Annotated in this window: 21 protein-coding genes; 4 read left to right on the plus strand and 17 right to left on the minus strand. The window is 54.2% G+C overall.

Going from position 1 to position 19,946, the window contains the following annotated elements; genetic code table 11:
• Positions 1-38: 38 nt before the first annotated feature.
• From ACZ5PT_RS09780 to ACZ5PT_RS09830, 11 genes are all read right to left on the minus strand, one after another.
• On the minus strand, positions 39-1,340 hold the full coding sequence (locus tag ACZ5PT_RS09780; protein WP_464266635.1) for a hypothetical protein: 1,302 nt from the start codon (positions 1,338-1,340) through the stop codon (positions 39-41).
• Complete coding sequence (locus tag ACZ5PT_RS09785) at positions 1,337-1,981, minus strand: HAD family hydrolase (protein ID WP_464266636.1); 645 nt, start codon at positions 1,979-1,981, stop codon at positions 1,337-1,339. The genes ACZ5PT_RS09780 and ACZ5PT_RS09785 overlap by 4 nt, the downstream gene beginning before the upstream one ends.
• Positions 1,981-2,679, minus strand: a complete 699-nt coding sequence (locus ACZ5PT_RS09790) for a YggS family pyridoxal phosphate-dependent enzyme (protein WP_464266637.1) — start codon at positions 2,677-2,679, stop codon at positions 1,981-1,983. Before ACZ5PT_RS09790 ends, ACZ5PT_RS09785 begins: the two co-directional genes overlap by 1 nt.
• Before the next feature lie 13 nt (positions 2,680-2,692).
• Positions 2,693-3,280, minus strand: coding sequence for a Maf family protein (locus ACZ5PT_RS09795; protein WP_464266638.1), 588 nt, complete (start codon positions 3,278-3,280; stop codon positions 2,693-2,695).
• Positions 3,277-4,623 carry a methylenetetrahydrofolate--tRNA-(uracil(54)-C(5))-methyltransferase (FADH(2)-oxidizing) TrmFO gene (trmFO, locus tag ACZ5PT_RS09800; protein WP_464266639.1) on the minus strand — a complete coding sequence of 449 codons (1,347 nt, stop codon included), beginning with the start codon at positions 4,621-4,623 and terminating at the stop codon, positions 3,277-3,279. Before trmFO ends, ACZ5PT_RS09795 begins: the two co-directional genes overlap by 4 nt.
• A 110-nt stretch (positions 4,624-4,733) precedes the next feature.
• Entirely contained in the window at positions 4,734-7,172 is a 2,439-nt protein-coding gene (topA, locus tag ACZ5PT_RS09805; protein WP_464266640.1) for a type I DNA topoisomerase, read from the minus strand.
• A 118-nt stretch (positions 7,173-7,290) separates the two neighbouring features.
• Positions 7,291-7,770, minus strand: a complete 480-nt coding sequence (locus ACZ5PT_RS09810; RefSeq protein WP_464266641.1) for a DUF494 family protein — start codon at positions 7,768-7,770, stop codon at positions 7,291-7,293.
• Between the two features lie 134 nt (positions 7,771-7,904).
• The gene (gene dprA, locus ACZ5PT_RS09815; protein ID WP_464266642.1) at positions 7,905-8,993 is read right to left on the minus strand and encodes a DNA-processing protein DprA; all 1,089 of its coding nucleotides are present in this window, start codon (positions 8,991-8,993) and stop codon (positions 7,905-7,907) included.
• Between the two features lie 94 nt (positions 8,994-9,087).
• The gene (locus ACZ5PT_RS09820) at positions 9,088-10,113 is read right to left on the minus strand and encodes a LysM peptidoglycan-binding domain-containing protein (protein WP_464266643.1); all 1,026 of its coding nucleotides are present in this window, start codon (positions 10,111-10,113) and stop codon (positions 9,088-9,090) included.
• Between the two features lie 31 nt (positions 10,114-10,144).
• Positions 10,145-10,834, minus strand: a complete 690-nt coding sequence (gene ybgF / locus ACZ5PT_RS09825; RefSeq protein WP_464266644.1) for a tol-pal system protein YbgF — start codon at positions 10,832-10,834, stop codon at positions 10,145-10,147.
• 294 nt (positions 10,835-11,128) lie between these two features.
• Entirely contained in the window at positions 11,129-11,818 is a 690-nt protein-coding gene (locus ACZ5PT_RS09830; RefSeq protein ID WP_464266645.1) for a class I SAM-dependent methyltransferase, read from the minus strand.
• A 200-nt stretch (positions 11,819-12,018) separates the two neighbouring features.
• Here ACZ5PT_RS09830 and ACZ5PT_RS09835 point away from each other — a divergent pair, with 200 nt between their 5' ends.
• Positions 12,019-13,245 carry a peptidase U32 family protein gene (locus ACZ5PT_RS09835; protein WP_464266646.1) on the plus strand — a complete coding sequence of 409 codons (1,227 nt, stop codon included), beginning with the start codon at positions 12,019-12,021 and terminating at the stop codon, positions 13,243-13,245.
• The gene (locus tag ACZ5PT_RS09840; protein WP_464266647.1) at positions 13,242-14,492 is read left to right on the plus strand and encodes a M48 family metallopeptidase; all 1,251 of its coding nucleotides are present in this window, start codon (positions 13,242-13,244) and stop codon (positions 14,490-14,492) included. Before ACZ5PT_RS09835 ends, ACZ5PT_RS09840 begins: the two co-directional genes overlap by 4 nt.
• Positions 14,493-14,675: 183 nt before the next feature.
• Here ACZ5PT_RS09840 and ACZ5PT_RS09845 read toward each other — a convergent pair whose 3' ends face one another.
• Positions 14,676-14,912 carry a DUF2835 domain-containing protein gene (locus ACZ5PT_RS09845; protein ID WP_464266648.1) on the minus strand — a complete coding sequence of 79 codons (237 nt, stop codon included), beginning with the start codon at positions 14,910-14,912 and terminating at the stop codon, positions 14,676-14,678.
• Between the two features lie 51 nt (positions 14,913-14,963).
• Here ACZ5PT_RS09845 and ACZ5PT_RS09850 point away from each other — a divergent pair, with 51 nt between their 5' ends.
• Complete coding sequence (locus tag ACZ5PT_RS09850; RefSeq protein ID WP_464266649.1) at positions 14,964-15,152, plus strand: DUF4177 domain-containing protein; 189 nt, start codon at positions 14,964-14,966, stop codon at positions 15,150-15,152.
• On the opposite strand, the gene ACZ5PT_RS09855 is transcribed toward ACZ5PT_RS09850, so the two are convergent.
• The 4 genes from ACZ5PT_RS09855 to ACZ5PT_RS09870 form a co-directional block, all read right to left on the minus strand.
• Positions 15,140-15,316 (minus strand): hypothetical protein, encoded by a 177-nt coding sequence (locus ACZ5PT_RS09855; RefSeq protein ID WP_464266650.1) that lies wholly within the window; start codon positions 15,314-15,316, stop codon positions 15,140-15,142. The genes ACZ5PT_RS09850 and ACZ5PT_RS09855 overlap by 13 nt on opposite strands.
• Positions 15,317-15,386: 70 nt before the next feature.
• A complete protein-coding gene (gene trpS / locus ACZ5PT_RS09860) occupies positions 15,387-16,352 on the minus strand; it encodes a tryptophan--tRNA ligase (protein WP_464266651.1) in 966 nt (321 codons plus the stop codon).
• Positions 16,353-16,766: 414 nt separating this feature from the next.
• Positions 16,767-17,654 (minus strand): mechanosensitive ion channel domain-containing protein, encoded by an 888-nt coding sequence (locus tag ACZ5PT_RS09865; RefSeq protein WP_464266652.1) that lies wholly within the window; start codon positions 17,652-17,654, stop codon positions 16,767-16,769.
• Positions 17,623-17,823, minus strand: coding sequence for a hypothetical protein (locus tag ACZ5PT_RS09870; protein WP_464266653.1), 201 nt, complete (start codon positions 17,821-17,823; stop codon positions 17,623-17,625). The genes ACZ5PT_RS09865 and ACZ5PT_RS09870 overlap by 32 nt, the downstream gene beginning before the upstream one ends.
• Positions 17,824-18,050: 227 nt before the next feature.
• On the opposite strand from ACZ5PT_RS09870, the gene ACZ5PT_RS09875 reads away from it, so the two are divergent.
• Positions 18,051-19,076 (plus strand): mechanosensitive ion channel family protein, encoded by a 1,026-nt coding sequence (locus ACZ5PT_RS09875; protein ID WP_464266654.1) that lies wholly within the window; start codon positions 18,051-18,053, stop codon positions 19,074-19,076.
• On the opposite strand, the gene ACZ5PT_RS09880 is transcribed toward ACZ5PT_RS09875, so the two are convergent.
• Entirely contained in the window at positions 19,060-19,644 is a 585-nt protein-coding gene (locus tag ACZ5PT_RS09880) for a hypothetical protein (protein ID WP_464266655.1), read from the minus strand. The two genes, ACZ5PT_RS09875 and ACZ5PT_RS09880, sit on opposite strands and share 17 nt — an antisense overlap.
• Positions 19,645-19,946: the final 302 nt, after the last annotated feature.

Genomic DNA, 19,946 nt, shown 5'->3' on the forward strand with positions numbered 1-19,946 from the left:
TTAATTCGTTTATCCATACCTTTATTTTACGAGGATGGCTATAGCGGGGCAAGCTGGCGCAGATTTTCCGGTTGACGCTGCCGTTGGCGGCGCAGGTAGAGAACTTCAATCAGTTCGGCGCAGAGCAGCAGACCGATGCCGATGCCGATGCCGGAAATGGCCGGTTGCAGGTGTACGATCGGCCACCAGACCAGCAGCAAAAAAAAGCTTTTAAGGAAGGTTGAGCGACCCAGTTGGCCGGTTTGGTGAGCTCCGGCAAACCAGCCGCGCAACAGGTTGCAACTGCCGTAGAGGATCGGAAACAGGGTGCAGGCTGCCAGTGACCAGCGCAGGTAGTGCCGCAGTTCGCTTTCGACGCCGAGCAGCTGCCCGAGAATCAGCTCGTTAAATGGTCCGGCGGTCAGTAGGATCAGCAGTCCCATGCCGGAGGCGACCAGCAGGTTAAAGCGGATCACCACCCGATAATCGTTGGCCGATTTCACCAAGGTCAGATAGACCTGCTGCAGATTGCGCATCGGTCCGGCGAGCAAAAACAGGAAGCCGCGGATCACACCGAAGGCGGCCAGGGCCAAGGAGGCATCGGGCAGACGACCGAGAATTGAACTGATCAGCAGCGGAATGGTCTGTTGCAGACAGGATGAATAGGCGAGCGGGAAAGAGTAACGCAGGATCTCACCGGTCGATTTCTCTGCTTCAACCCGATCGAGTGGTAGATGCACACGCCAGGCGCAGAAGCCAATGGCGATGGTCTCGGTAATCACGCAGCCGACCAGGGCAAAGGCGCCCAGTTGAGCGCCGGCGAACCAGTGTTGACCGATGGCCAGGTAGCCGAACAGGGCGGCAACGCGGACGCCGGTAGCGACGGAGACCAAGCTGGTGCGGCGCGCCTGGATGATCAGCCCCTGAAAGAAACCACGCAAGCCGGTAAAGAAGGGCAGCAGGGCGAGAATGTAAAGAGCCTCGCGTGCCGCCTGTGCGACCTCTGGCGGAGTGCCGAGCAATTTTACCAATACCAGGTCGCCTAATGGAGAAAAGGCGATCAGACAGAGCATCACGGCGACGTAGCTGGCCACCAGCCCGACAAAGATCAGCACGCTGCGCATCGATTTGCGCCCCCGCACCATGGCGATGGTGACCGTATGGTTCTGGTAGGAGGGGGAGGCGACGAACAGGTGGATGATCATCGCCACCGACATGCCGGCCAGGGCGGTGACGTAATCCTCCAGCCGTGCCAGAGCCCCGTTGATGACCGTATGTGAGACACTCATCAACTGCACATTGAGCAGCAGCGGAAAGAAAAACAGCGAGATCTCTTTCAGGGTCAGCCGGGAATTGCTCACGGAGTGGTTCCGGGAAACAGTTGCAATAGCTCGTCTGAACCGTTGGCCACAAAATCCGGGATCAGTCCGTCCGTGTTGCCGAGACCGTAAGCACAGAAGCAGGTAGCCAGTCCTGCTGCTTGGCCAGAGTACAGGTCGGTGTGGTGGTCGCCGATCATGACTGCTTGTTGCGGTTTTGCCCCGAGCAATTCAAGGGCCTTTTGCACCGGCAGCGGATGCGGCTTTTTTTCCGCATAGCTGTCGCCACCGATGATGACTTTAAAGTGTTCGGTCAGTCCCAGACCACTGAGCAGCTCCAGCGTTAACCGGTGCGGCTTGTTGGTCACCACCGCCAAGTGTTCGGCCGGATGTTGGCTGAGCAGTTGTTTGATACTGGGATAGCAGCAGGTCTGGTCAAGCAGGTGCTGGCCGTAGATGTCGAGGAAGCGGAATAAATATTCGCGCTGGTAATTCTCTTTGCCAAAGGCGCGTTTGATCAGCTTGGTGGCACCATCGCCGACGATACTGCGGACCCGTTCTGCCGTTAACTGTGGTTGATTTAGTTCGTCAGCCAGCAGGTTGAGAGAGCTGGTCAGGTCGGCGACCGAATCGACCAGCGTGCCGTCGAGGTCAAAAATCAGGTAGTCGGGATTATTGCGCATCAGTTATGCCTGATCCTTTCGCCGAAGATCGCCGTCCCGACCCGTACCAGAGTCGCGCCTTCCTCGACGGCCACCTCGAAGTCGCCACTCATGCCCATTGACAGCTCGGTCATTGTGACGTTCGGCAGCTGTAATTGCTCTATCTGTAGCGCCAGTTCACGCATGCGGGCAAAGTAGGGCCGCACCTGCTCCGCGTCGTCACAATGAGGGGGCAAGCACATCAGGCCGCAGATTTGCAGGTTCGCTAGCTCGGCAATGCTGCGCGCCAAGGCTTCCAGTTCTGCCGGATTGCAACCCGATTTCTGTTCTTCCTCGCCGATATTGACCTGCAGCAGGATTTTGCAGCTGGCATCTATCTTCTGCCATTGTCGGCTGATTTCCTCGGCCAGTGACAAGCGGTCAACGGAATGGATCATCACCACCTTGCCGCGCAGATATTTAACCTTGTTGCTCTGCAGGCCGCCGAGAAAGTGCCATTCCACCGGCGCCTGCACTTGCGGCGCTTTGTCGCGGAATTCCTGCACGTAACTTTCGCCGAACAGTTGCTGGCCGCTGGCATAGGCCGCTTCAACTTGTTCGGCTGGTTTGACCTTGGATACGGCGATCAGACGAACGCTATTCGGATCACGTTCGGCCCGCTGGCAGGCGGCCACGATGCGCTCCTGAATACGCGCTATATTGGCAACGATATCGCTCATCGGCTTTATACTTTCAGATCGCCAGGGGAATCCCCAGCTCTTTAAGGGCCAGAGTCAGGCGGCACAACGGCAGACCGACCACATTGGTGTAGCTGCCTTCGATACCGGCGACGAAGCAGACCCCCAGCCCTTGAATGGCATAAGAACCTGCTTTATCGTCCGGTTCACCTGTGGCAATGTAGCGCGCGATTTCCTCGTCTGTCAATTCGCGAAAGCGAACTTTGGTCGCGACCGCCTCGGTGACCTGGTTGCCGGTCTGTCGGTCGAGGATCGCATAGCCGGACAGGACCTGGTGCTCACGACCGGAGAGCTGACGTAGCATGGTTGCGGCATGTTGGTGATCGGTCGGTTTGCCGAGGATTTGCTGATCGCACAGGACGATGGTGTCGCTACCGATGAACCAGCGCCCGGCAACCTCAGCGCGGCTTGCGACTTCGGCGGCTTTCTCGATGCTTAGTCGCACCACATGTTGTTCCGGTGTTTCTCCGGCAACCTCAAATTCATCGGCGTTACTCGGAACTACCTGGAACTCCAGCCCGACCTGCTCCAGCAGTTGTTTGCGGCGTGGCGAGGCAGAGGCCAGGATGACCTGTTCGCTCATTGGTTCTCTCCTTCTGCGGTCATCTGTTGGCGCCGTTCGGCAATCGGGTCCCACCAGTTTGGCAGTGCTTCCAGGGCTCGCGCTGCCATCGCCAGTCGCCGATCGGCACGTTTCATCTTCCGTTCCAGCGCCAGTGGCGGAAACAGACCGTAGTTGACGTTCATCGGCTGAAAGTTTTCGGCATCCGCTTCAGCCAGGTGGGTCAGCAGGGCGCCCAAGGCCGTCACGTTTGCCGGTACTGGTATCTGTTCGCCGCGTAGCTGATAACTGGCAAAAATTCCCGCCAGTAAGCCGCAGGCGGCTGATTCGACATAGCCTTCAACGCCACTGATCTGCCCGGCGAGAAAGATGTGTGGGGCGTTGTGTAGCTGTAGGTTGCGATTCAGGCAACTCGGCGCATTGACGAAGGTGTTGCGGTGCATGCTGCCTAAACGGGCGAATTTGGCGTTCTGTAGGCCGGGTACGGTGCGGAAAATCCGCTCCTGCTCCGGGTAGGTCAGGCGGGTCTGAAAGCCGACCAGGTTGAACAGCGAGGCATGCTTATTGTCCTGTCGTAACTGGATCACTGCATGCGGCCACCTGCCGGTGCGTGGGTCATCCAGTCCGACCGGTTTCATCGGGCCGAAGGAGAGGGTCTTTGGTCCGCGGGCCGCCATCTCTTCAATCGGCATGCAGCCTTCAAAGTGGATCAGTTTCTCAAACTCGCGTCCGGCGACTTTGTCGGCGTCGAGCAACGCCTGGACGAAGGTTTCGTACTCTGCTTGGTTGAGTGGACAGTTCAGGTAATCGGCACCGCCCTTATCGTAACGCGAGGCGCGCCAGGCGATGTCGTAATCGATGGAGTCGGCTTCGACGATCGGTGCAATGGCATCGTAAAAATAGAGATGTTCACTGCCGGTCAGTTTTGCCAGTTCGGCGGAGAGAGCGTCGGAGGTCAACGGCCCACTGGCAAGGATGACGGTCCCTTCTGTCGGCAAACTGGTGATCTCTTCGCGGAGCAGTTCGATATTCGGTTCGGCGGCGATTTTTTCGCTGACGTATTTGGCGAATTCATCCCGATCGACCGCCAGCGCACCGCCGGCCGGAACCGCCGTGGCATCGGCCGCTTCAATAAACAGCGAGCCGATTCGGCGCAGTTCTTCTTTTAAACAGCCGACCGCGTTATTCATCCCCGCACCGCGCAGACTGTTGGAACAGACCAGTTCAGCCAGGTTTTCACTTTCGTGCGCCGCAGAGAAGCGCAGCGGCTTCATTTCGTAGAGCTTAACCTGATGGCCTTCTTTGGCTGCCTGCCAGGCCGCTTCGCAACCGGCCAGGCCAGCACCGATAATGGTTATTTGCATGGGTGATTCCTTGCATATAGGGGCGACCCTACGTGATGTCCGTTGATATAAAAGAAAAACCGGTCGAACCTGCAGGCTCGACCGGTAATTGTAGCTGATTTTTGCTATTTTTAGGCGTCTTTTTCAGTCGCCTTTTTCGCAGCGGTTTTCTTTGTCGGAGCTTTTTTTGCTGGCGCCTTCTTAGCTGTGGTCTTTTTCGCCGGCTCTTTCTTGGCGGCTGCCTTTTTCGGTGCAGCTTTCTTCTTTGGCGCGGCCTTTTTCGCCGGTTCTTTTTTGATCGGCGGGATCAGCTCGTTTTCCCAATCACACTCTTCCTGCGGACAGCGTTGCACGGTGCCCCAGCGCTTGGTGGTTTTGATCTCGGTCAGCGGCCAGGCGCACTTCGGGCAGGCCTCCGCCTTCGGCGGATTCCACAGGGCGTACTTGCACTTGGGGTATTGATTGCAGGAATAGAAGATTTTGCCGTAACGGCTCTTCTTTTCCATCATCTCACCGTCATCACACTGCGGACATTTGATGTCGAGGGATTTCGGTTTTTCCAACGGTTGAATGTTTTTACATTTCGGGTAGCCGCTGCAAGCGTAGAACTTGCCGTAGCGACCGGTTTTGATCAGCATCCCGGCACCGCACTTATCGCATTTTTCATCCGACATGACCGGTTCTTCGGCCTCGGTACCGTCGCTGTTCAGCGGTTCGGTATGGCGGCAGTCGGGGAAGCCGGAGCAGGCCAAAAAACGTCCTGCGCGGCCGAGTTTGATGACCAGCTCCATTTTGCACTCCGGGCAGATCTTGTCGGTCTTCTCGGTGGTGACATCGGCCTTGCTGACTTCCTGATCTTTGCGGTGCAGCAGGGCAATGAAGGGGTCCCAAAATTGCTTTACTGCTGGCGTCCAGGCTTTTTCGCCGCGCGATATGGCATCGAGATCCTCTTCCAGCTCGGCGGTGAAATCGTAATCGACATACTGACTGAAATGCTCGGTCAGTAGTTTGGAGACCACCCGGCCGGTGTCTTCCGGGAAGAATGTGCGTTTTTCCAGCCGCACATATTTGCGTGTCACCAGGGTATTCATGATGCTGGCGTAGGTCGAAGGACGGCCGATACCGTACTCTTCCATGATTTTGACCAGGCTCGCTTCGGTAAACCGCGGCGGTGGCTGGGTGAAGTGCTGTTCGGGGCTAATTTGCTCTTTATTGAGTTTTTCGCCTTCGTTCAGGAGTGGCAGCAAACCTTCTTTGTCTTCGTCGTCACCGTTGTCGGTCCCTTCGATATAAAGGGCCATAAAGCCGGGGAAGCGGATCACCTGGCCGCTGGCGCGAAAGCTGTAACGCTCACCGGCGGCAATGTCGACGGTGGTGGCGTCAAAGATGGCCTGGGTCATCTGTGACGCGACGGTGCGTTTCCAGATTAGCTCATAAAGGCGCATCTGATCGGAGCTTAAGTACTGCTTGAGTTGCGCCGGAGTGCGGGCGATGGTGGTCGGCCGGACCGCTTCGTGCGCCTCTTGGGCATTCTTGCTCTTATTCTTGAAGGTGCGCGGTTTTTCGAGGGCGTAGCTCTCATCGTAGAGCTGGCAAATGACTTCACGCGCTTCACTGGTCGCGACCGGTGACAGGGCCACCGAGTCGGTCCGCATGTAGGTGATCAGACCGTGAGTCCCGTCACCAACCTCAATACCTTCGTACAGCTTTTGCGCCACCGACATGGTTTTACGTGCCGAAAAGCCGAGCTTGCGGCTGGCTTCCTGCTGCAGGGTACTGGTGGTAAATGGCGGTGCCGGGTTGCGTTTGCGGGCCTTCTTCTCCAGATTGCTGACCTGGAATTGGACCTGCTCAAGTTCGGCGAGAATCTCTTCGGCCTGCTGCTGGTTGCCGATGGCAAACTTGGTCAGCTTTTTGTCGTCACAGCTGTTGAGCTTGGCGCTTAATGGGCTGTCGGCAGCGTTAGTCAGCTGGGCTTCGATACTCCAGTACTCACGTGCTTCAAAGGCCTCAATGTCATTTTCCCGATCACAGATCAGGCGCAGAGCGACCGACTGGACGCGACCGGCAGAGAGGCCGTAGCGGATTTTTTTCCACAGGAATGGTGAGAGGTTGAAGCCGACCAGATAATCGAGGATCGAACGGGCCTGCTGGGCATCAACCATATCGCGGTCGATGGAGCGCGGATTGGCCATCGCCTCATCGATTGCCGGCTTGGTGATTTCGTGAAAGGTGACCCGCTTGACCGTCGGGTTGGAGCCCTTCTCATCGATACCGAGCGCTTCCAGCAGATGCCAAGCGATCGCCTCTCCTTCACGGTCGAGGTCAGTTGCGAGGATCAGTTCACTGCTTTTGGCCACTTCCTTTTTGAGCGTGCTGATGTGCTTTTCACTCTCTGGCAGGATGTGATACTTGGGCGCAAAGCTATTGTCGATATCGACCGATCCCTGCTTGCTCGGCAGTGCTCGCACGTGGCCGTAGGAAGCCAGAACCTTGTAGCCCTTGCCGAGAAACTTTTCGATGGTTTTTGCTTTCGCCGGTGATTCGACGATGACCAGTGATTGAGCCATCTTTTCCTCTATCGGAATAGTACGCCGAAACGCCTCGTTATGGACCTGCAGTTAAGTACCGGAACAAGGAGTGGCTGCGTAATAAAAAAGGCTGCGGCAAAGTGCGCAGCCCGTTGTTTTAGTGATAAATGCGGGTCCAGTCGTTTTCCAGGAAACAATCAATCTCGCGTTGCCAGAGATTGCTTGTCCGCGAGAGCATGGTCAGCGCGACAATCATTTTGACCTCTTGCAGGTTCAGGGGGTCTTCGGCCGCGCGAACGGCTCGTTCAATGATTTCTTCTTGGGTTTCATCGGAGAGCAGACCCATCGATCTGATCTTAATCAGAAAGCCGATTCCTTCGGTTGACAGGGCCAGTTGCTCTTCAGGGCTGAAAATTCTGTAGGTTGTCAGGGGCTGCAGCGCTGTTTCGGTTGAGTGTTCTATCGGTCCCTGGAGGGCAGCAGATTCCATCCAGGAAAAAGCATCACTGATTTCTTCAGCTTCAAAGCCAACGGAAATGAGTTCTGCAACCAACTCTTGTTCATTGATCGGGGTGTCTTCTGCTCCCAGAACATATTTAGCAATCAAGTTGACGATTGCCAGTACTCGCTCGCGCAAAGGGCCTCCAGTCAGGTGTATTTTAATCCCTGCGAAACCGGGTTGCGCAATCTTCAACGATTGCGCAGGAATTGTCAGGGGCTTGTTTCGTCGTTCAGTATTTGTAGGTAAGGAATTGTTATCCTTCTGCTTTTCTACAAATGGCTACGGATATAGTTGTTTCCCGGTAGCGTCTGCACTCCGCCTTGGAGTTCTAGGTCGAGTAAAATAGCGGAAACCTCCATGGGAGTCAAGCCGCATTTCCGGCCGATTTCGTCGATATGACGCGGCTCGTGACCCAATTGCTGGTATATCTTCCGGGCTGCTCCTGTCAACTGCTCGGCAAATTGATCCACAACCTGTTGTTGTGTGCGTGACAGCCGCTTCGGCCAGAGCGCCTGTAGAATGTCACTTGCTTCGGTGACCAGTTGCGCCCCTTCTTTGAGCAGGCGGTTGGCCCCCTTGCTGGTGGGATTTTGTACCGCACCGGGGGTAGCGAACAGTTCTCGCCCTTGTTCGAGGGCAAAATCTCCGGTAATTAGTGATCCGCTTCCTTCTGCCGCTTCGACGATCAGGACCCCACGGCTGAGACCGCTGATGATCCGGTTGCGGCCGGGAAAATGCCCCGGTAATGGCGGTGTGCCTGGAGGATATTCGCTGAGGATGGCGTTCTCCTGCAGTATTGCGTGGAATAATCGGTTGTTTTCCGGCGGATAAATCCGGTCGATGCCGCAACCGAGGACGGCGATTGTCCGGCCTTGGGCCTCGAGGGTGCCTCGATGGGCGGCGCTGTCGATGCCGCGGGCCAGACCACTGACGATGCAGATGTCATGCGCCGCAAGATTTTTTGCCAGTTCATGGGTCAATTGCAGCCCGCCTGGGGTCGCCCGGCGTGAACCAACGATTGCGCAACAGTCATTGGGCGGTAGTTTGCCGCGCAGATAGAGCAGGGCCGGTGGATCGTGGATCTGACGCAGCAGAGCAGGGTACTCCTCATCCCAGAAGCTAATCAGGTGGACCTTTAACCCTTCCAGTTTGTGCCTGCAGCGAAGGAGTTGCGGATCGTCTTCTGCGGGGATCTTGCCGATCAGTTTGCGGGAAAGACCGGCTTCTTCCAGTTGTCCGGGGGGAGCATGCAGTGCGTCGGGAAAGTTGCCGAAATAGTTGTGCAGTTTGAATAGTGCCACACGCCCAAGGCCGGGTGTCAGGTGCAGCCTGAGTAGCACCTGCGATGAATCGTTCATTGTCTCCCCCTCCGGAAACAGATTGAAACGTAGAAACAAAAACGGACTGAAGTGACTTCAATCCGTTTTTGTTTCTACGTTGTGTTGCTACCGTTTAGTTGGTGACCAGGGTCGCCTTGTCGCCAATAAACATCTCATTGACGCTCTTGATAATTAATGCTGACGCGGTTTGGTCTTTCACTTCGATGATGACCGCCGCACCGAGGACCGCATCGGGGAGGTTAATCTTACCCGCCTGCTTGATGATCTCATCGGAGGCCTTGCGCGGGCGCGATATGTAGAATAGGTTGCCTTCTGCAAGGTTATGGTTGTGGCCGCGATCAATAAAAATAACGTCATTGGAACTTTGGGTGTATTTATTTGCGCGGGTGGCAATAACGTACCCCTGCTGGGCTGTTTTACCTCGCTGAAGGGTCAGTTCTTTGCGCTGTGGTGCATATTCAAACAGCTCGGCACCACGGATGATTTCGCGGAAGGACTCGCCAATTTTGGCAACGACGGTTCCATCCTTGATCTCGGTGACCTGGACATAGCCAAGGTTATCCATCCTCGTGCCGACTAGCTCTTTTGTCTGCGGGTGTTTGATCTGCTGGCCGCGATTGAATAGCCCGTAGGTATCGCCGATCGTAACGCTGTCGGTATTCTTCATCTTCAGAAAAACCAGATCGTTTTTGGTCAGCAGGACCCGATTGTCAACCGAATCGACCAAGAGGCCGAGTGATTCTTCAGTGGTGAGGATGAAGCCGACTCCGCTGCCGGTTGATTTGAAGGTCACAACCTCTTCCGGTTCTGGTAGTGGTTCGACGACAGATTCCTCTTCCGCTTTGGCCGGCTCAGCTTTTTGGGCTTCGGGGTAGGCCGGGATGATCTCCAGTCGGCCATCCAGAACACGGATTTTCTGCCCGGGGAAAATCAGGTGCGGATTGGTGATGTCTGGATTTTTGGACCACACATTAGGCCAGTAGTAAGGGTCATCGATAAAACGTTGGGACAGATCCCAAAGCGTATCGCCCTTTTTGATGGTGTAGATCTGCTCTTCTTCGGCAAATGCCGGAGAGATGGTGGCCATGAATGTCAGCAGGATCAGTAGTGATAACCAGCGAAAGATAGTCTGTGTCATCGATTTCCTCACAAATGGAGTTTGCCTTCAATTACTGCGGTGCTTCGTCGCCTCGGTAAAATTGTTGCGCTTCAGTACTTTCCGGATAGCGACGCCGCAACTGTTCAAGAACTTCGTCCGCCTCGTTGTTGAATTGTTGCTGCCGATAGATTTTGGCTAACAGGAGCAATGCTGCCGGAGCTCTTTCTTGTCCGTTGTTGTCAACGATCACCTGGCGCAGGTTGGATGCCGCAGCTTGCAGTTTATTCTGCGCCCAGAGGGCACTCGCCAGCCAGTAACGCGCGTTGGGTGTGTACTGGTGCTCCGGGTATTTACTGATGAAGCCACTGAAGCCCGTCTCGGCGGCAAGATAACGCCCGGCAGCCAAGGAGGAAAAGGCCGCCAGGTAGGTTGATGCAGAGTCTGCCAGTGCCGTGATTTCCTCGCTGATCGCCGCCGGAATGGCGAACGGTTTTGCTGCAGTTTGTTTGGCGACCGCCGGGACACTGCTTGTTGGACTCGGCCGGAGTTGTGCCAATTGTTGCTGCAGGGCCTGGATTTGCTCGGCTTGCTGGCGTTGTTGCTGTTGCATCTGGTCAAATTGCTGCTTCAGGGCCGCAGAGGGACCGCTCGGCGTTGTGGTTGGCAGGCAGGCACTCAGCAGGAACAGGCTGCAGTAAATGAGTGATGGCCAGCCAAATGGCAATGAACAAAGGGTTTTCATCGCGTTCGAATCTTTCACTATGGATTATTCACAAAAAATACTAATTTATAAAAATTATAGGCTTATTAGCGGGTTGTCAAGTTTGAAAGGCGGCAGGTCGCACTATTAATCTTGTGAGCAAACCCATTATTTTTCGGTTCTATCCACCAAACAAAGGTTGTAACTAAAGAGTTCTCAGCAAATCGCCGTTACAAGCGGATTCCTGGGTAGCGCAATTTGCTGACCATCATTTTCGATTAAAAAGTGGCTTTCTCTTAGATTTCGGGGCATTGAAGCTGAATCACCTTTTTTTCGTGGATAGGTCCGTTATTTTTAGCCGTCGGTGGTTTTTTGTAACAGGTTGAGGCGGCGCTCTGTTGTAAGGATAATTCCGACGTTCGTTTTGTACTGCAGCAGAAAATCCTCAATCTGTCGTTGTTTTGCCGGTTGGAGTTGCCGATAGTTCGGGAGCTTGGAGCGAAAAAAGTCCTCGCGGTCGGCAAACAGAAATTGCGCCTCGAAGCAGTAAGTTTCACTCATAGCCCAACCCGGAAGATCTTGCATGCTCTGGATGGCTGCTTCTTTTACCTTATCTTCGTTGCCGCTGCCAACCCCGAAGCGGCGTTTCGCCGCGTTAAATGTACCACCATCTCCAGGTTCGAGAACCATGATGGCTCCGCCCTTTTTAAGTAGTTTGCCGACGGTGGTTAGGCTGTTTTTCATTTTATCTGCCGGGACATGGTGCAGCGAAAGACTGTAGATGGCCAGGTCGATACTGTTTTTCTGTAGCGGTGGAATACCGTTCGGCGCAGATATAAATTCAACGTTGTTGCTCGGGACCGCCGACCGCGCATGCTGCAGGGCGGCGCTGTCCGGATCGGCGGCAACGACATGCCGAGCAAACTTTGCCAGATCGCGGGTGATACGACCCTTGCCGCAGCCGATTTCCAGGACGTCTTTGCCGGTCAGGTCAAAAAGAGCGTTGATCGCTTTGATTTGTTGGTCGCTTGGGTCTTGAATCATTTTTATCTCCCGTTTTGTTATGACTTTCCACCTCTTGACGGCTAGCACCTTAGCTTTTGTTCTGTCAAACTGAAATGCAGTGGATTGAGCTGTCGATAACAGGTTTCTCCCGGCGGCAAAGATGCTGCGCCGGAGATTTTCTTTGTGCTATGCTCCGAAGCGAAAAAAGCCCGAATTAAAATAAAGAAAAAAGGATCTTCATGATTTCAGAACCACGCCGCCAGAAACCGGAATTGCTGATGCCGGCTGGCGATTTGCCGAAATTGAAAACCGCCATCCGTTTTGGTGCCGACGCCGTTTATCTGGGGACCGGGGATTTCGGTCTGCGCGCCCATGCTGGCAACTTTGATCTTGAACAGTTGCGCACGGCGCGCGAGCTGTGTCGCGCCGCCGGTGTGGCCATCTATCTGACCCTGAATGCTTCGTTGCGGCCGGCGGAATTCGCTACATTAAAAGTTCTGCTTGAAGAGCTGAAACCGCTCGATCTGGATGCCTATATTATTGCCGACCCCGGTGTGTTGATGACCATCCGGCAGGTCGATCCACAGCGCCCCATTCATGTTTCCACTCAGGCGAATAGTTGTAACCCACAGACCGCTGAGTTCTGGCGGCATAATGGCGCCAGTCGCATCAACCTGGCTAGGGAACTGACGCTGGAGGATATTCGTGGCTTTGCCGGACAGACACAGCTCGAACTGGAATGTTTCGTTCATGGCGCCATGTGTGTCGCCCATTCCGGCCGTTGTCTGCTCTCGGCGGCGTTGCTTGAGCGCAGTGCCAATCGCGGCGACTGTGCCCAGCCCTGCCGCTGGAATTACACCCTGGTCGAGGAGACCCGTCCCGGCCAATCCTTTGCCATCGAAGAAGATTCGCGCGGCAGCTATATTATGAACAGCCGTGATCTCTGTCTGGTCGATCAGTTGCCGCAACTGATGGCCGCCGGAGTGCATAGCTTCAAGGTCGAGGGACGGATGAAGAGTCTCTACTATGTGGCGACGGCGGCGCGTATTTATCGCGATGCCATCGACCGGCTCAGCGTCGATCCGCTAGATGTCGATCCGCGCTGGCGGCAGGAGTTGGAAAAGGTCAGCCATCGCCCTTACGACAGTGGCTTTTTGCTCGGCACTGACGATGCGAAAATTCATGCTTCCGATACCCACTATATCCGCACCCACGATTTTGTCGGCTTTGTCCGTCGTGACGCTAGCGGACTCTGGGTCGAAGGACGCAACCGTTTTTTGTCGGGTGATGAGGTCGAATTGCTCGGGCCGCAGATGCGCCAGGAGAAGTTTACTGTGCAGGAAATCCTCTCTTTGCACGGCGAGCCGTTAGCGGCCGGGCAACCAAATTCTCAACTTCGACTGCAATTGCCAGCGTGGGCCGATGAGGGTGATCTGCTCCGCCTCAAGCGGCCGGAGGCGGCATGAAAATCATCCTGCTCTGTCTCTATCTGCTGGTGACCGCGATCCGTTTTGCTCTCGACGGGCTCAATCTGCGCCACCGGCAGCAGAAGCATCCGGCGTTGCCGAAGGCCTTCGATGGGCAGATTGATGCGCAGCGGCTGGCGCACAGCGATGCCTATGCGTTGGCGGGCGATCGGCTCGGTTTCGTCGAAGATGGTGTCGGTGTGTTGCTGACCTTGCTGTTTTTGTTTGGCGGGGTACTCCCTTGGTACGATCAGTTGGTCAGTGGCTATGCCCGCGGATTTATTGCCAATGGATTACTGTTTTTCGGTCTGCTGGCACTGGTGCAGATGCTGCTCGGGATCCCTTTTTCGCTCTATCGAAATTTCGTTTTGGAAGAACGTTTCGGTTTTAACAAGATGACGTTTAAGCTATGGCTGGCCGATACCTTGAAATCGCTGCTGATCGGTGCGGTTTTGTTTGCGCTGATGGGGGGTGGCGCTCTGTGGTTGATCGCCGCCGCGCCGCAGAGCTGGTGGTTGTGGGTCTGGGCTTTTTGGGGTGGGATGACTCTGTTTCTGCTGTACCTTTCCCCCTCTTTGATTGAGCCGTTGTTCTTCAAGTTCTCGCCGGTGGATAAGGTGGAGCTGGAAGACGATGTTCGCGACCTGCTGGCTAAAGCCGGAGTCAAGGCGGGGAAGGTCTTGCAGGTTGATGCCTCACGTCGCAGCGGCCACAGTAATGCCTATTTCACCGGGATTGGCAAAGTCAAGCGAGTGGTGTTGTTCGACACCCTGATGGAGCAACTGGAGGACAAAGAACTGCTGGCGGTGCTGGCCCACGAACTTGGTCACTGGCGCTGCGGGCATATCCGCAAACGTTTGATTAAGAGTCAACTGGTGGCACTGTTCAGTTGTTATCTGGCTTTTACTATTTTAAACAGCGATCTGTTGCCCGGTCTGCTCGGCTTGCAGCAGCTTTCTTTTGCCGGACAGGTGTTGCTGCTCGGTTGGCTCGGTTCGCTGGTTGGATTCTTCTGGACGCCGATCAGTAGTTGGTGGTCGCGCCGTCAGGAACGGGAGGCGGATCAGTTCGCCATCGATCTGGTCGGCAGTGGCCAAGGTTTGGCTTCGGGCTTGGTCAAGTTGGCGCGGGAGAATTTAAGCAGTCTGTTTCCGCATCCCCTGTACGTGGCGATTTATTATTCGCACCCGGCGTTGGTGGAGCGGGTCTTGTGGTTGGAGAAGCGGAGGCCGACTCAGCGGCCATAGTCGAAACATCGCTGAATGGTGAAGGTGGGCCTTTTTCAGACACCCGAAAAAAATAGGCGCACTGACCAGGAGGGGGAAGTCAGCGCGCCGAATGTTTGTTGCCTGTGAGATATATTACTAAAAAGGTCACGATTTGGCAAGTGTCAATTGAAAATAAATTTCAATTGACGCGAACTATCTGTTCTAACTGAGCATCTCGAGAGACAAAAAGCGGTTTTCGCTGTCAATTGTCAGTACAAAACGGCCGCAAATGCCGGTGTGGGTCAGAAATGGGCGTAGCCGTGAGGCAGGAAAGCGCAGTCGTTGACCACATTCGGAGAATACCTGCACCGTATTGGCTGAGCCCTGATAGTGGCGCAGAAACTGCTTCTGACTGAGCTGGATGCTGAAGCGGAATTTTTTTTGCCGGGTTGAATTCATAGTCTAAAGAGGAGGGTGCCTTACGACATCCTCTTGAGAAAGGTTGTTTTCATGCTTATCTACAAGGTCGTTGAAACCAGCCAGGTTGACGACGTTAGTCTGGAGGCCATCCTAAACCAATGGACAGCGCAAGGCTGGCAACTGGAGGCTATTCACTTTTCCATGCGTGAAGCCAGCCGGCGTCCGGGGATGGCCTTTGTCACTTTTACCCGCGAAGAGCCTGACCCTCAATCGGAATGATCTTCCTTGTCACTGAAGCTGATCGTATGCTTTGGATCTGATGAGGGGGTTGCCCCGCAACGCGGACAGGCTGGTTCCAGCGAATCTTCCTCAACGTAGGGGTCGGCAACCAGTTCGCGTGGGGTGCCACTGCATTTACAAAACCACTGGCGATAAACAGTCATCATAACCTCCACAAATAAGAGGAGCATCGGTTACGGCGTGCCGTTGTTCATGGCAATTATAGCAGAGATTTTAATAAGTGAGGCCACCCTTTTTGCGCACCTTGCGCATTGTTTTGTTTGCCACGTAGCGCGCTTTTTCGGCCCCTTGGGCGAGGACTTTGCGCAAACCTTCCGGGTCGGCGAGTAGCTCTTTACGCCGTTCGGTGTAAGGGGCAAAAAAGTCGCGCACCGTTTCGAACAGTTCCTGTTTGACATCTCCGTAACGTAAGCCCGGCGTCAAGTAGCGTTGTCGCAGCTCGGCGATGCCTGCTTCGTCAAGGAACAAGCGGTAAACCTGGAAGATGTTACAGGTGTCCGGGTTTTTCGCTTCTTCAATCGGGGTCGGGTCGGTGACGATGCGCATGATCTGCTTGCGCAGCGGTTTGTCGTCCAGAAATAGGTCGATGGTGTTGCCGTAGCTCTTGCTCATTTTACGTCCATCCAGGCCGGGAACGGTCGCCACGTCATCATCGATATCCGGCTCGGGGACGGTGAACACCTCGCCATATTCGTTATTATATTTAACTGCGATATCACGCGCCACTTCGAGGTGCTGCTTCTGGTCTTTGCCGACCGGCACCTTGTCGCTTTGAAACAGCAGGATATCGGCGGCCATCAGCACCGGGTAGGCGAACAGACCGTGGTTGGGACTGATCCCCTGAGCAACCTTGTCTTTATAGCTGTGGCAGCGTTCAAGCAGCCCCATCGGTGTAAAGTTGGACAGAATCCAGGCCAGCTCCTGTACCTCCGGAACGTCCGACTGCACCCAAAAGACACTCTTTTCCGGGTCCAGCCCCAAGGCCAGAAAATTGGCCGCTGCTTCCAAGGTTCCGGTGGCCAGCACCTTGCCGTCGGAGAGGCTGGTCATGGCGTGGTAGTTGGCGATAAAGCAGAACAGTTCCTCGTGCTCCTGATAGTCGATCATCTTCTTCATCATGCCGAAAAAATTGCCAAGATGCAGTGAGCCGGAAGGTTGGATGCCGGATAGGACTTTCATGGGTTGCACTCCACTATCAGTTGAAAATAAAGCCAGGGGCAGGGGGTGATTCACCTCCCCGGTTGTTTGGTAAGTTGAAAAACGATGCTGAATCTAGCAGATGGCTTTGCGGATGGTCAATCTCTTTGCTCAACAAAAAAGTGGCAACCCACTGACATGTCTGCCGTTTCCTGTGGTGATAAGCGGGGCAGGCGGTTTTACGCTGCCGATAGGTGCTAGTACCTTGTACCCCCTAAATCGTCGCATCTTGCTTGTTATTTGACGCGCCACCTGCGTTGTGACTTCAGTTGCATAGCGGTGCTATGCAACTGAAGTCACGCCTTATTGGCACGCCAAATCCCTTTGCAATCTTGCGACCCTTTAAGAGTTACAAGGCACTAGGATCGTTCTGGTCGCACAGCCCTAAGGCGAATGCTACTGTTTTTCGGCTGCGATTTCTTCGGTAGACTGTGAAATTCCGCTGATCAGTAAGTCTCTTTGCCTGTTGAGTTGCACGATCTTCTCTTGTGTTCGTGCTTCTTCCCGCTCATCGCCATGAAATTCTCCACTGTTTAGCGTCTCAAGCTGCTTCTCAATCTCAAGCAGGTCCGATTTTTGTTTTTCCAGCACTTCAGCCTGCTCGGCTTTGTCAAAAACAATGTCTTCCGGAGTTTTGACGGGCGTAGGTTCTGGCCCTGTCACGAGAACCTTGGGAATGAATATAGATTGTTCAACGTTACGGGTATTCATGAAGTTGGGCGAAACAATTTCGATACCGGCATTATGCAGGGCATCTAGGATTTTACCGTTTAGGCGTGATCGTGCTGACAGCAGCGGTTTTACATCTAAGAGCAGGCCATTGACCCGATAGACAACTGAGAAATCACCCAAGCTGATAACCTGAACAAACGGTTCTTCTAGTTCTGCGGCGCTCGCTGCGGCAAGTAAAACCTCTTCAATTCGCGTTCTTGGAACGTCATAGCTGAGGGAAACCTCTGTCGAGATAATGGTCCCGGAATCACGCATCACCTTCACTGGGTTGTTGGTGACATAGAGGTTGGGAAGGGTTAGTAGGTCGCGGTTTTCTGTCTGTATCTCAAGATGAAACAGACCGCGACCGGAAATCCGGCCAAAGTGCTCATCGATGTAGATGTAATCGCCGATCTTAAAGCTGCGGACGTTGCGGAGCAGTATCCCGGCTAAGGCATTACCGAGAAAGGTTGTTGCACTGAGTGCGATTGCGGCACTCAGCAGGATGCCGAGCAGGCTGAGAATCTGACCGCGCAGACTATCACTGATCGGTAGCACAAATGATTGTGACAAGCATCAGCAGCAGGGAGGCCATGAGCATGAAGAGCTGTTTCTGCAGGTTTTTTTCCGGATGCCGTTGCAGTAAGTGGCTCAAAAACCAGTTGAGCGCGAACAGTGAGGCCAACAGCAGAACCACCAGTCCCAAAGGGCCAAGAAAGCGGGTTAGTAATTCCAGGGTCATAACAGGGCCTGCGCCTTTCGCTGCCAGTTGGAAATCTTTGCGCCGTTATGGGGCCTCACATTTCGGTTTGCAGTCATTGAAATGTGCAGGGATAGTGGCAGAATGTTTTTAGTGACGGCTCTTAATTCTGGCATAAATACCGTTCCTTGCAACCTGATGGATGCGAGGATGGATAAGGATAGCATTTGACAGATGGATGCTCTCTAACCGCAGTGGAGGGTTCTAACATGTGGACTTCAGTCGGCTTGATTGCTTTTGCCATGGTCGTGGGGCTTGCGCTGGATTTTTACCTCGCCCGGAAAGTTAAAAGAGAATCCGCCAAAAGACCTGGTTCAGTTACTAACTCCAGCAGGCTGGCACGGAGCCAATTTAAAGCCCTCTTACCACTGCTAATCCTCATTTTAGTCGCACCAACACTCCCCTTTAGCCCCGCACACCTCACTGTCATCCGCCGTATTTCGAGTATCCTGTTTATTGTTGTCGTTGCCTGGATCGCGGTATCTGCGGTTTTTCTCGGACGGTATCTTATTCTCAATCGTTACGATATGGCGGTCAGTGACAACCTGGATGCCCGGGTCGTGCACACGCAGGTTAACGTTCTGGTTAAGGTTTTATTGATTGTCATCGGGATTCTTGCCTCCACCTCGGTGATTATGATGTTCGAAAATATCCGCCAGTTTGGCGCCAGTATTTTAGCTTCGGCAGGGGTTATGGGTATCGTTGTTGGTTTTGCCGCCCAGCGCTCAATCGCCGCATTGCTGGCCGGTTTGCAGATTGCGCTCACCCAGCCGATCCGGATTGATGATGTGGTCATTGTCGAAGGGGAATGGGGGCAGATTGAAGAGATCACCCTGACCTATGTCGTTGTGCGTATCTGGGATTTGCGGCGCCTGGTGGTGCCGACCAACTATTTTCTGGAAAAACCGTTTCAGAACTGGACGCGCACTTCAGCTGATCTGCTGGCTACGACGACATTTCATGCCGACTACAGCCTGCCGGTTGAAATGGTGCGGTTGAAATTACATGAGGTCCTCAAGGAAAGTCAGTATTGGGATGGAAAGGTCTGGAAGCTTCATGTGATCAATGCCAACGATCGAACCGTAGAGCTACGGGCCCTGATGAGTGCGCAGAATTCATCGTCTGCCTGGGAGTTGCGCTGTGAAGTTCGAGAGGCAATTCTCAACTTTCTGCAGACAAATTACCCTGAGATGTTGCCTAAACTGCGTGCTGAATTGTTCAATCAGGGGGCATAGTTGACTTTGCTTCAAGGCGAAAAGTCGGTTGCGTCGCTGCCAGTCGTTGGTACAGCTTGATCTGTTTGTGGTGGGGTAACCACTCCACCAGGAAAATCGCCAATGCTTCCCACATGGAAACCCAGGAGGCGATGGTCAGTCCCTCGGCAAAAACGTTGGCCACGACTGAGCGCTCTTCTCCCAACCATTGATTGAGCCAGACCGAAAGAAACAACAGGGCTATGCCGATGCTGAACAGGACCAGCGACCTGCGAACCATCCGCCGGACTTCTTGTCGCTCAATCTCAGTGAGGTATTGGAAAAAATTGTTGATGCTGCGCTTGGTGCGGGCAACCCTGCTCTCATCGGGGGGGCTGGCAAGGGAGAAGCAGATGGTAAAGGGTTCAGGCCCGAGTTCTCTTGCCGAGTCGATCAGGTAGTCAACCAGGTCCTGATTGAGGTCCCGTCTGATGAAGGGGGCATTCCGGTCAAAATCGCTGTAAAGGTCCTCAATCTTATCCGCCGCGACATCGATGAGAATTTTTCCCGTTAAGTCGCGTTCATAGCGGTTGACAACGTCTTTGTTCATAAACGGTTCATTTCCTCCTGCTGCAGGATTCAGGTGTCGTTGGCGGTGCTATTAAAGGCGCACTGTTTTTCAGTTTATTGCTGGTTAAAGTTTACTGCAAATTTGCTGTTTATTTGCCCGTTTACTGTTTTGACTTTTCAGGTTCGATGATCGGTGTGCCGCTCTCGGCGCGAAGTTGCCGTTTAATCGCTAGCGATCGCTGAGCGCAGTTTTGTTTTGCGCTGAATTCAGCGCTTTTATCGGTCTTGACGTTAGCTTGTTTAAACCGACAAAGCCCACAGCTTAGGCTGTGGGCTTTGTCG

The organism is Desulfuromusa ferrireducens (assembly GCF_055389805.1).

Excerpts from the sequence above, each read along its gene's own strand:
- ACZ5PT_RS09845 (WP_464266648.1), bottom strand. The coding sequence starts at position 14,912 with ATGAATTCAACCCGGCAAAAAAAATTCCGCTTCAGCATCCAGCTCAGT.
- ACZ5PT_RS09875 (WP_464266654.1), top strand. The coding sequence starts at position 18,051 with ATGTGGACTTCAGTCGGCTTGATTGCTTTTGCCATGGTCGTGGGGCTT.
- topA (WP_464266640.1), bottom strand. The coding sequence starts at position 7,172 with ATGGCTCAATCACTGGTCATCGTCGAATCACCGGCGAAAGCAAAAACC.
- ACZ5PT_RS09880 (WP_464266655.1), bottom strand. The coding sequence starts at position 19,644 with ATGAACAAAGACGTTGTCAACCGCTATGAACGCGACTTAACGGGAAAA.
- ACZ5PT_RS09870 (WP_464266653.1), bottom strand. The coding sequence starts at position 17,823 with ATGACCCTGGAATTACTAACCCGCTTTCTTGGCCCTTTGGGACTGGTG.
- ACZ5PT_RS09830 (WP_464266645.1), bottom strand. The coding sequence starts at position 11,818 with ATGATTCAAGACCCAAGCGACCAACAAATCAAAGCGATCAACGCTCTT.
- ACZ5PT_RS09795 (WP_464266638.1), bottom strand. The coding sequence starts at position 3,280 with ATGAGCGAACAGGTCATCCTGGCCTCTGCCTCGCCACGCCGCAAACAA.
- dprA (WP_464266642.1), bottom strand. The coding sequence starts at position 8,993 with ATGAACGATTCATCGCAGGTGCTACTCAGGCTGCACCTGACACCCGGC.
- ACZ5PT_RS09790 (WP_464266637.1), bottom strand. The coding sequence starts at position 2,679 with ATGAGCGATATCGTTGCCAATATAGCGCGTATTCAGGAGCGCATCGTG.
- trmFO (WP_464266639.1), bottom strand. The coding sequence starts at position 4,623 with ATGCAAATAACCATTATCGGTGCTGGCCTGGCCGGTTGCGAAGCGGCC.
- ACZ5PT_RS09840 (WP_464266647.1), top strand. The coding sequence starts at position 13,242 with ATGAAAATCATCCTGCTCTGTCTCTATCTGCTGGTGACCGCGATCCGT.
- ACZ5PT_RS09785 (WP_464266636.1), bottom strand. The coding sequence starts at position 1,981 with ATGCGCAATAATCCCGACTACCTGATTTTTGACCTCGACGGCACGCTG.
- ACZ5PT_RS09850 (WP_464266649.1), top strand. The coding sequence starts at position 14,964 with ATGCTTATCTACAAGGTCGTTGAAACCAGCCAGGTTGACGACGTTAGT.
- ACZ5PT_RS09835 (WP_464266646.1), top strand. The coding sequence starts at position 12,019 with ATGATTTCAGAACCACGCCGCCAGAAACCGGAATTGCTGATGCCGGCT.
- ACZ5PT_RS09820 (WP_464266643.1), bottom strand. The coding sequence starts at position 10,113 with ATGACACAGACTATCTTTCGCTGGTTATCACTACTGATCCTGCTGACA.
- ACZ5PT_RS09855 (WP_464266650.1), bottom strand. The coding sequence starts at position 15,316 with ATGACTGTTTATCGCCAGTGGTTTTGTAAATGCAGTGGCACCCCACGC.
- trpS (WP_464266651.1), bottom strand. The coding sequence starts at position 16,352 with ATGAAAGTCCTATCCGGCATCCAACCTTCCGGCTCACTGCATCTTGGC.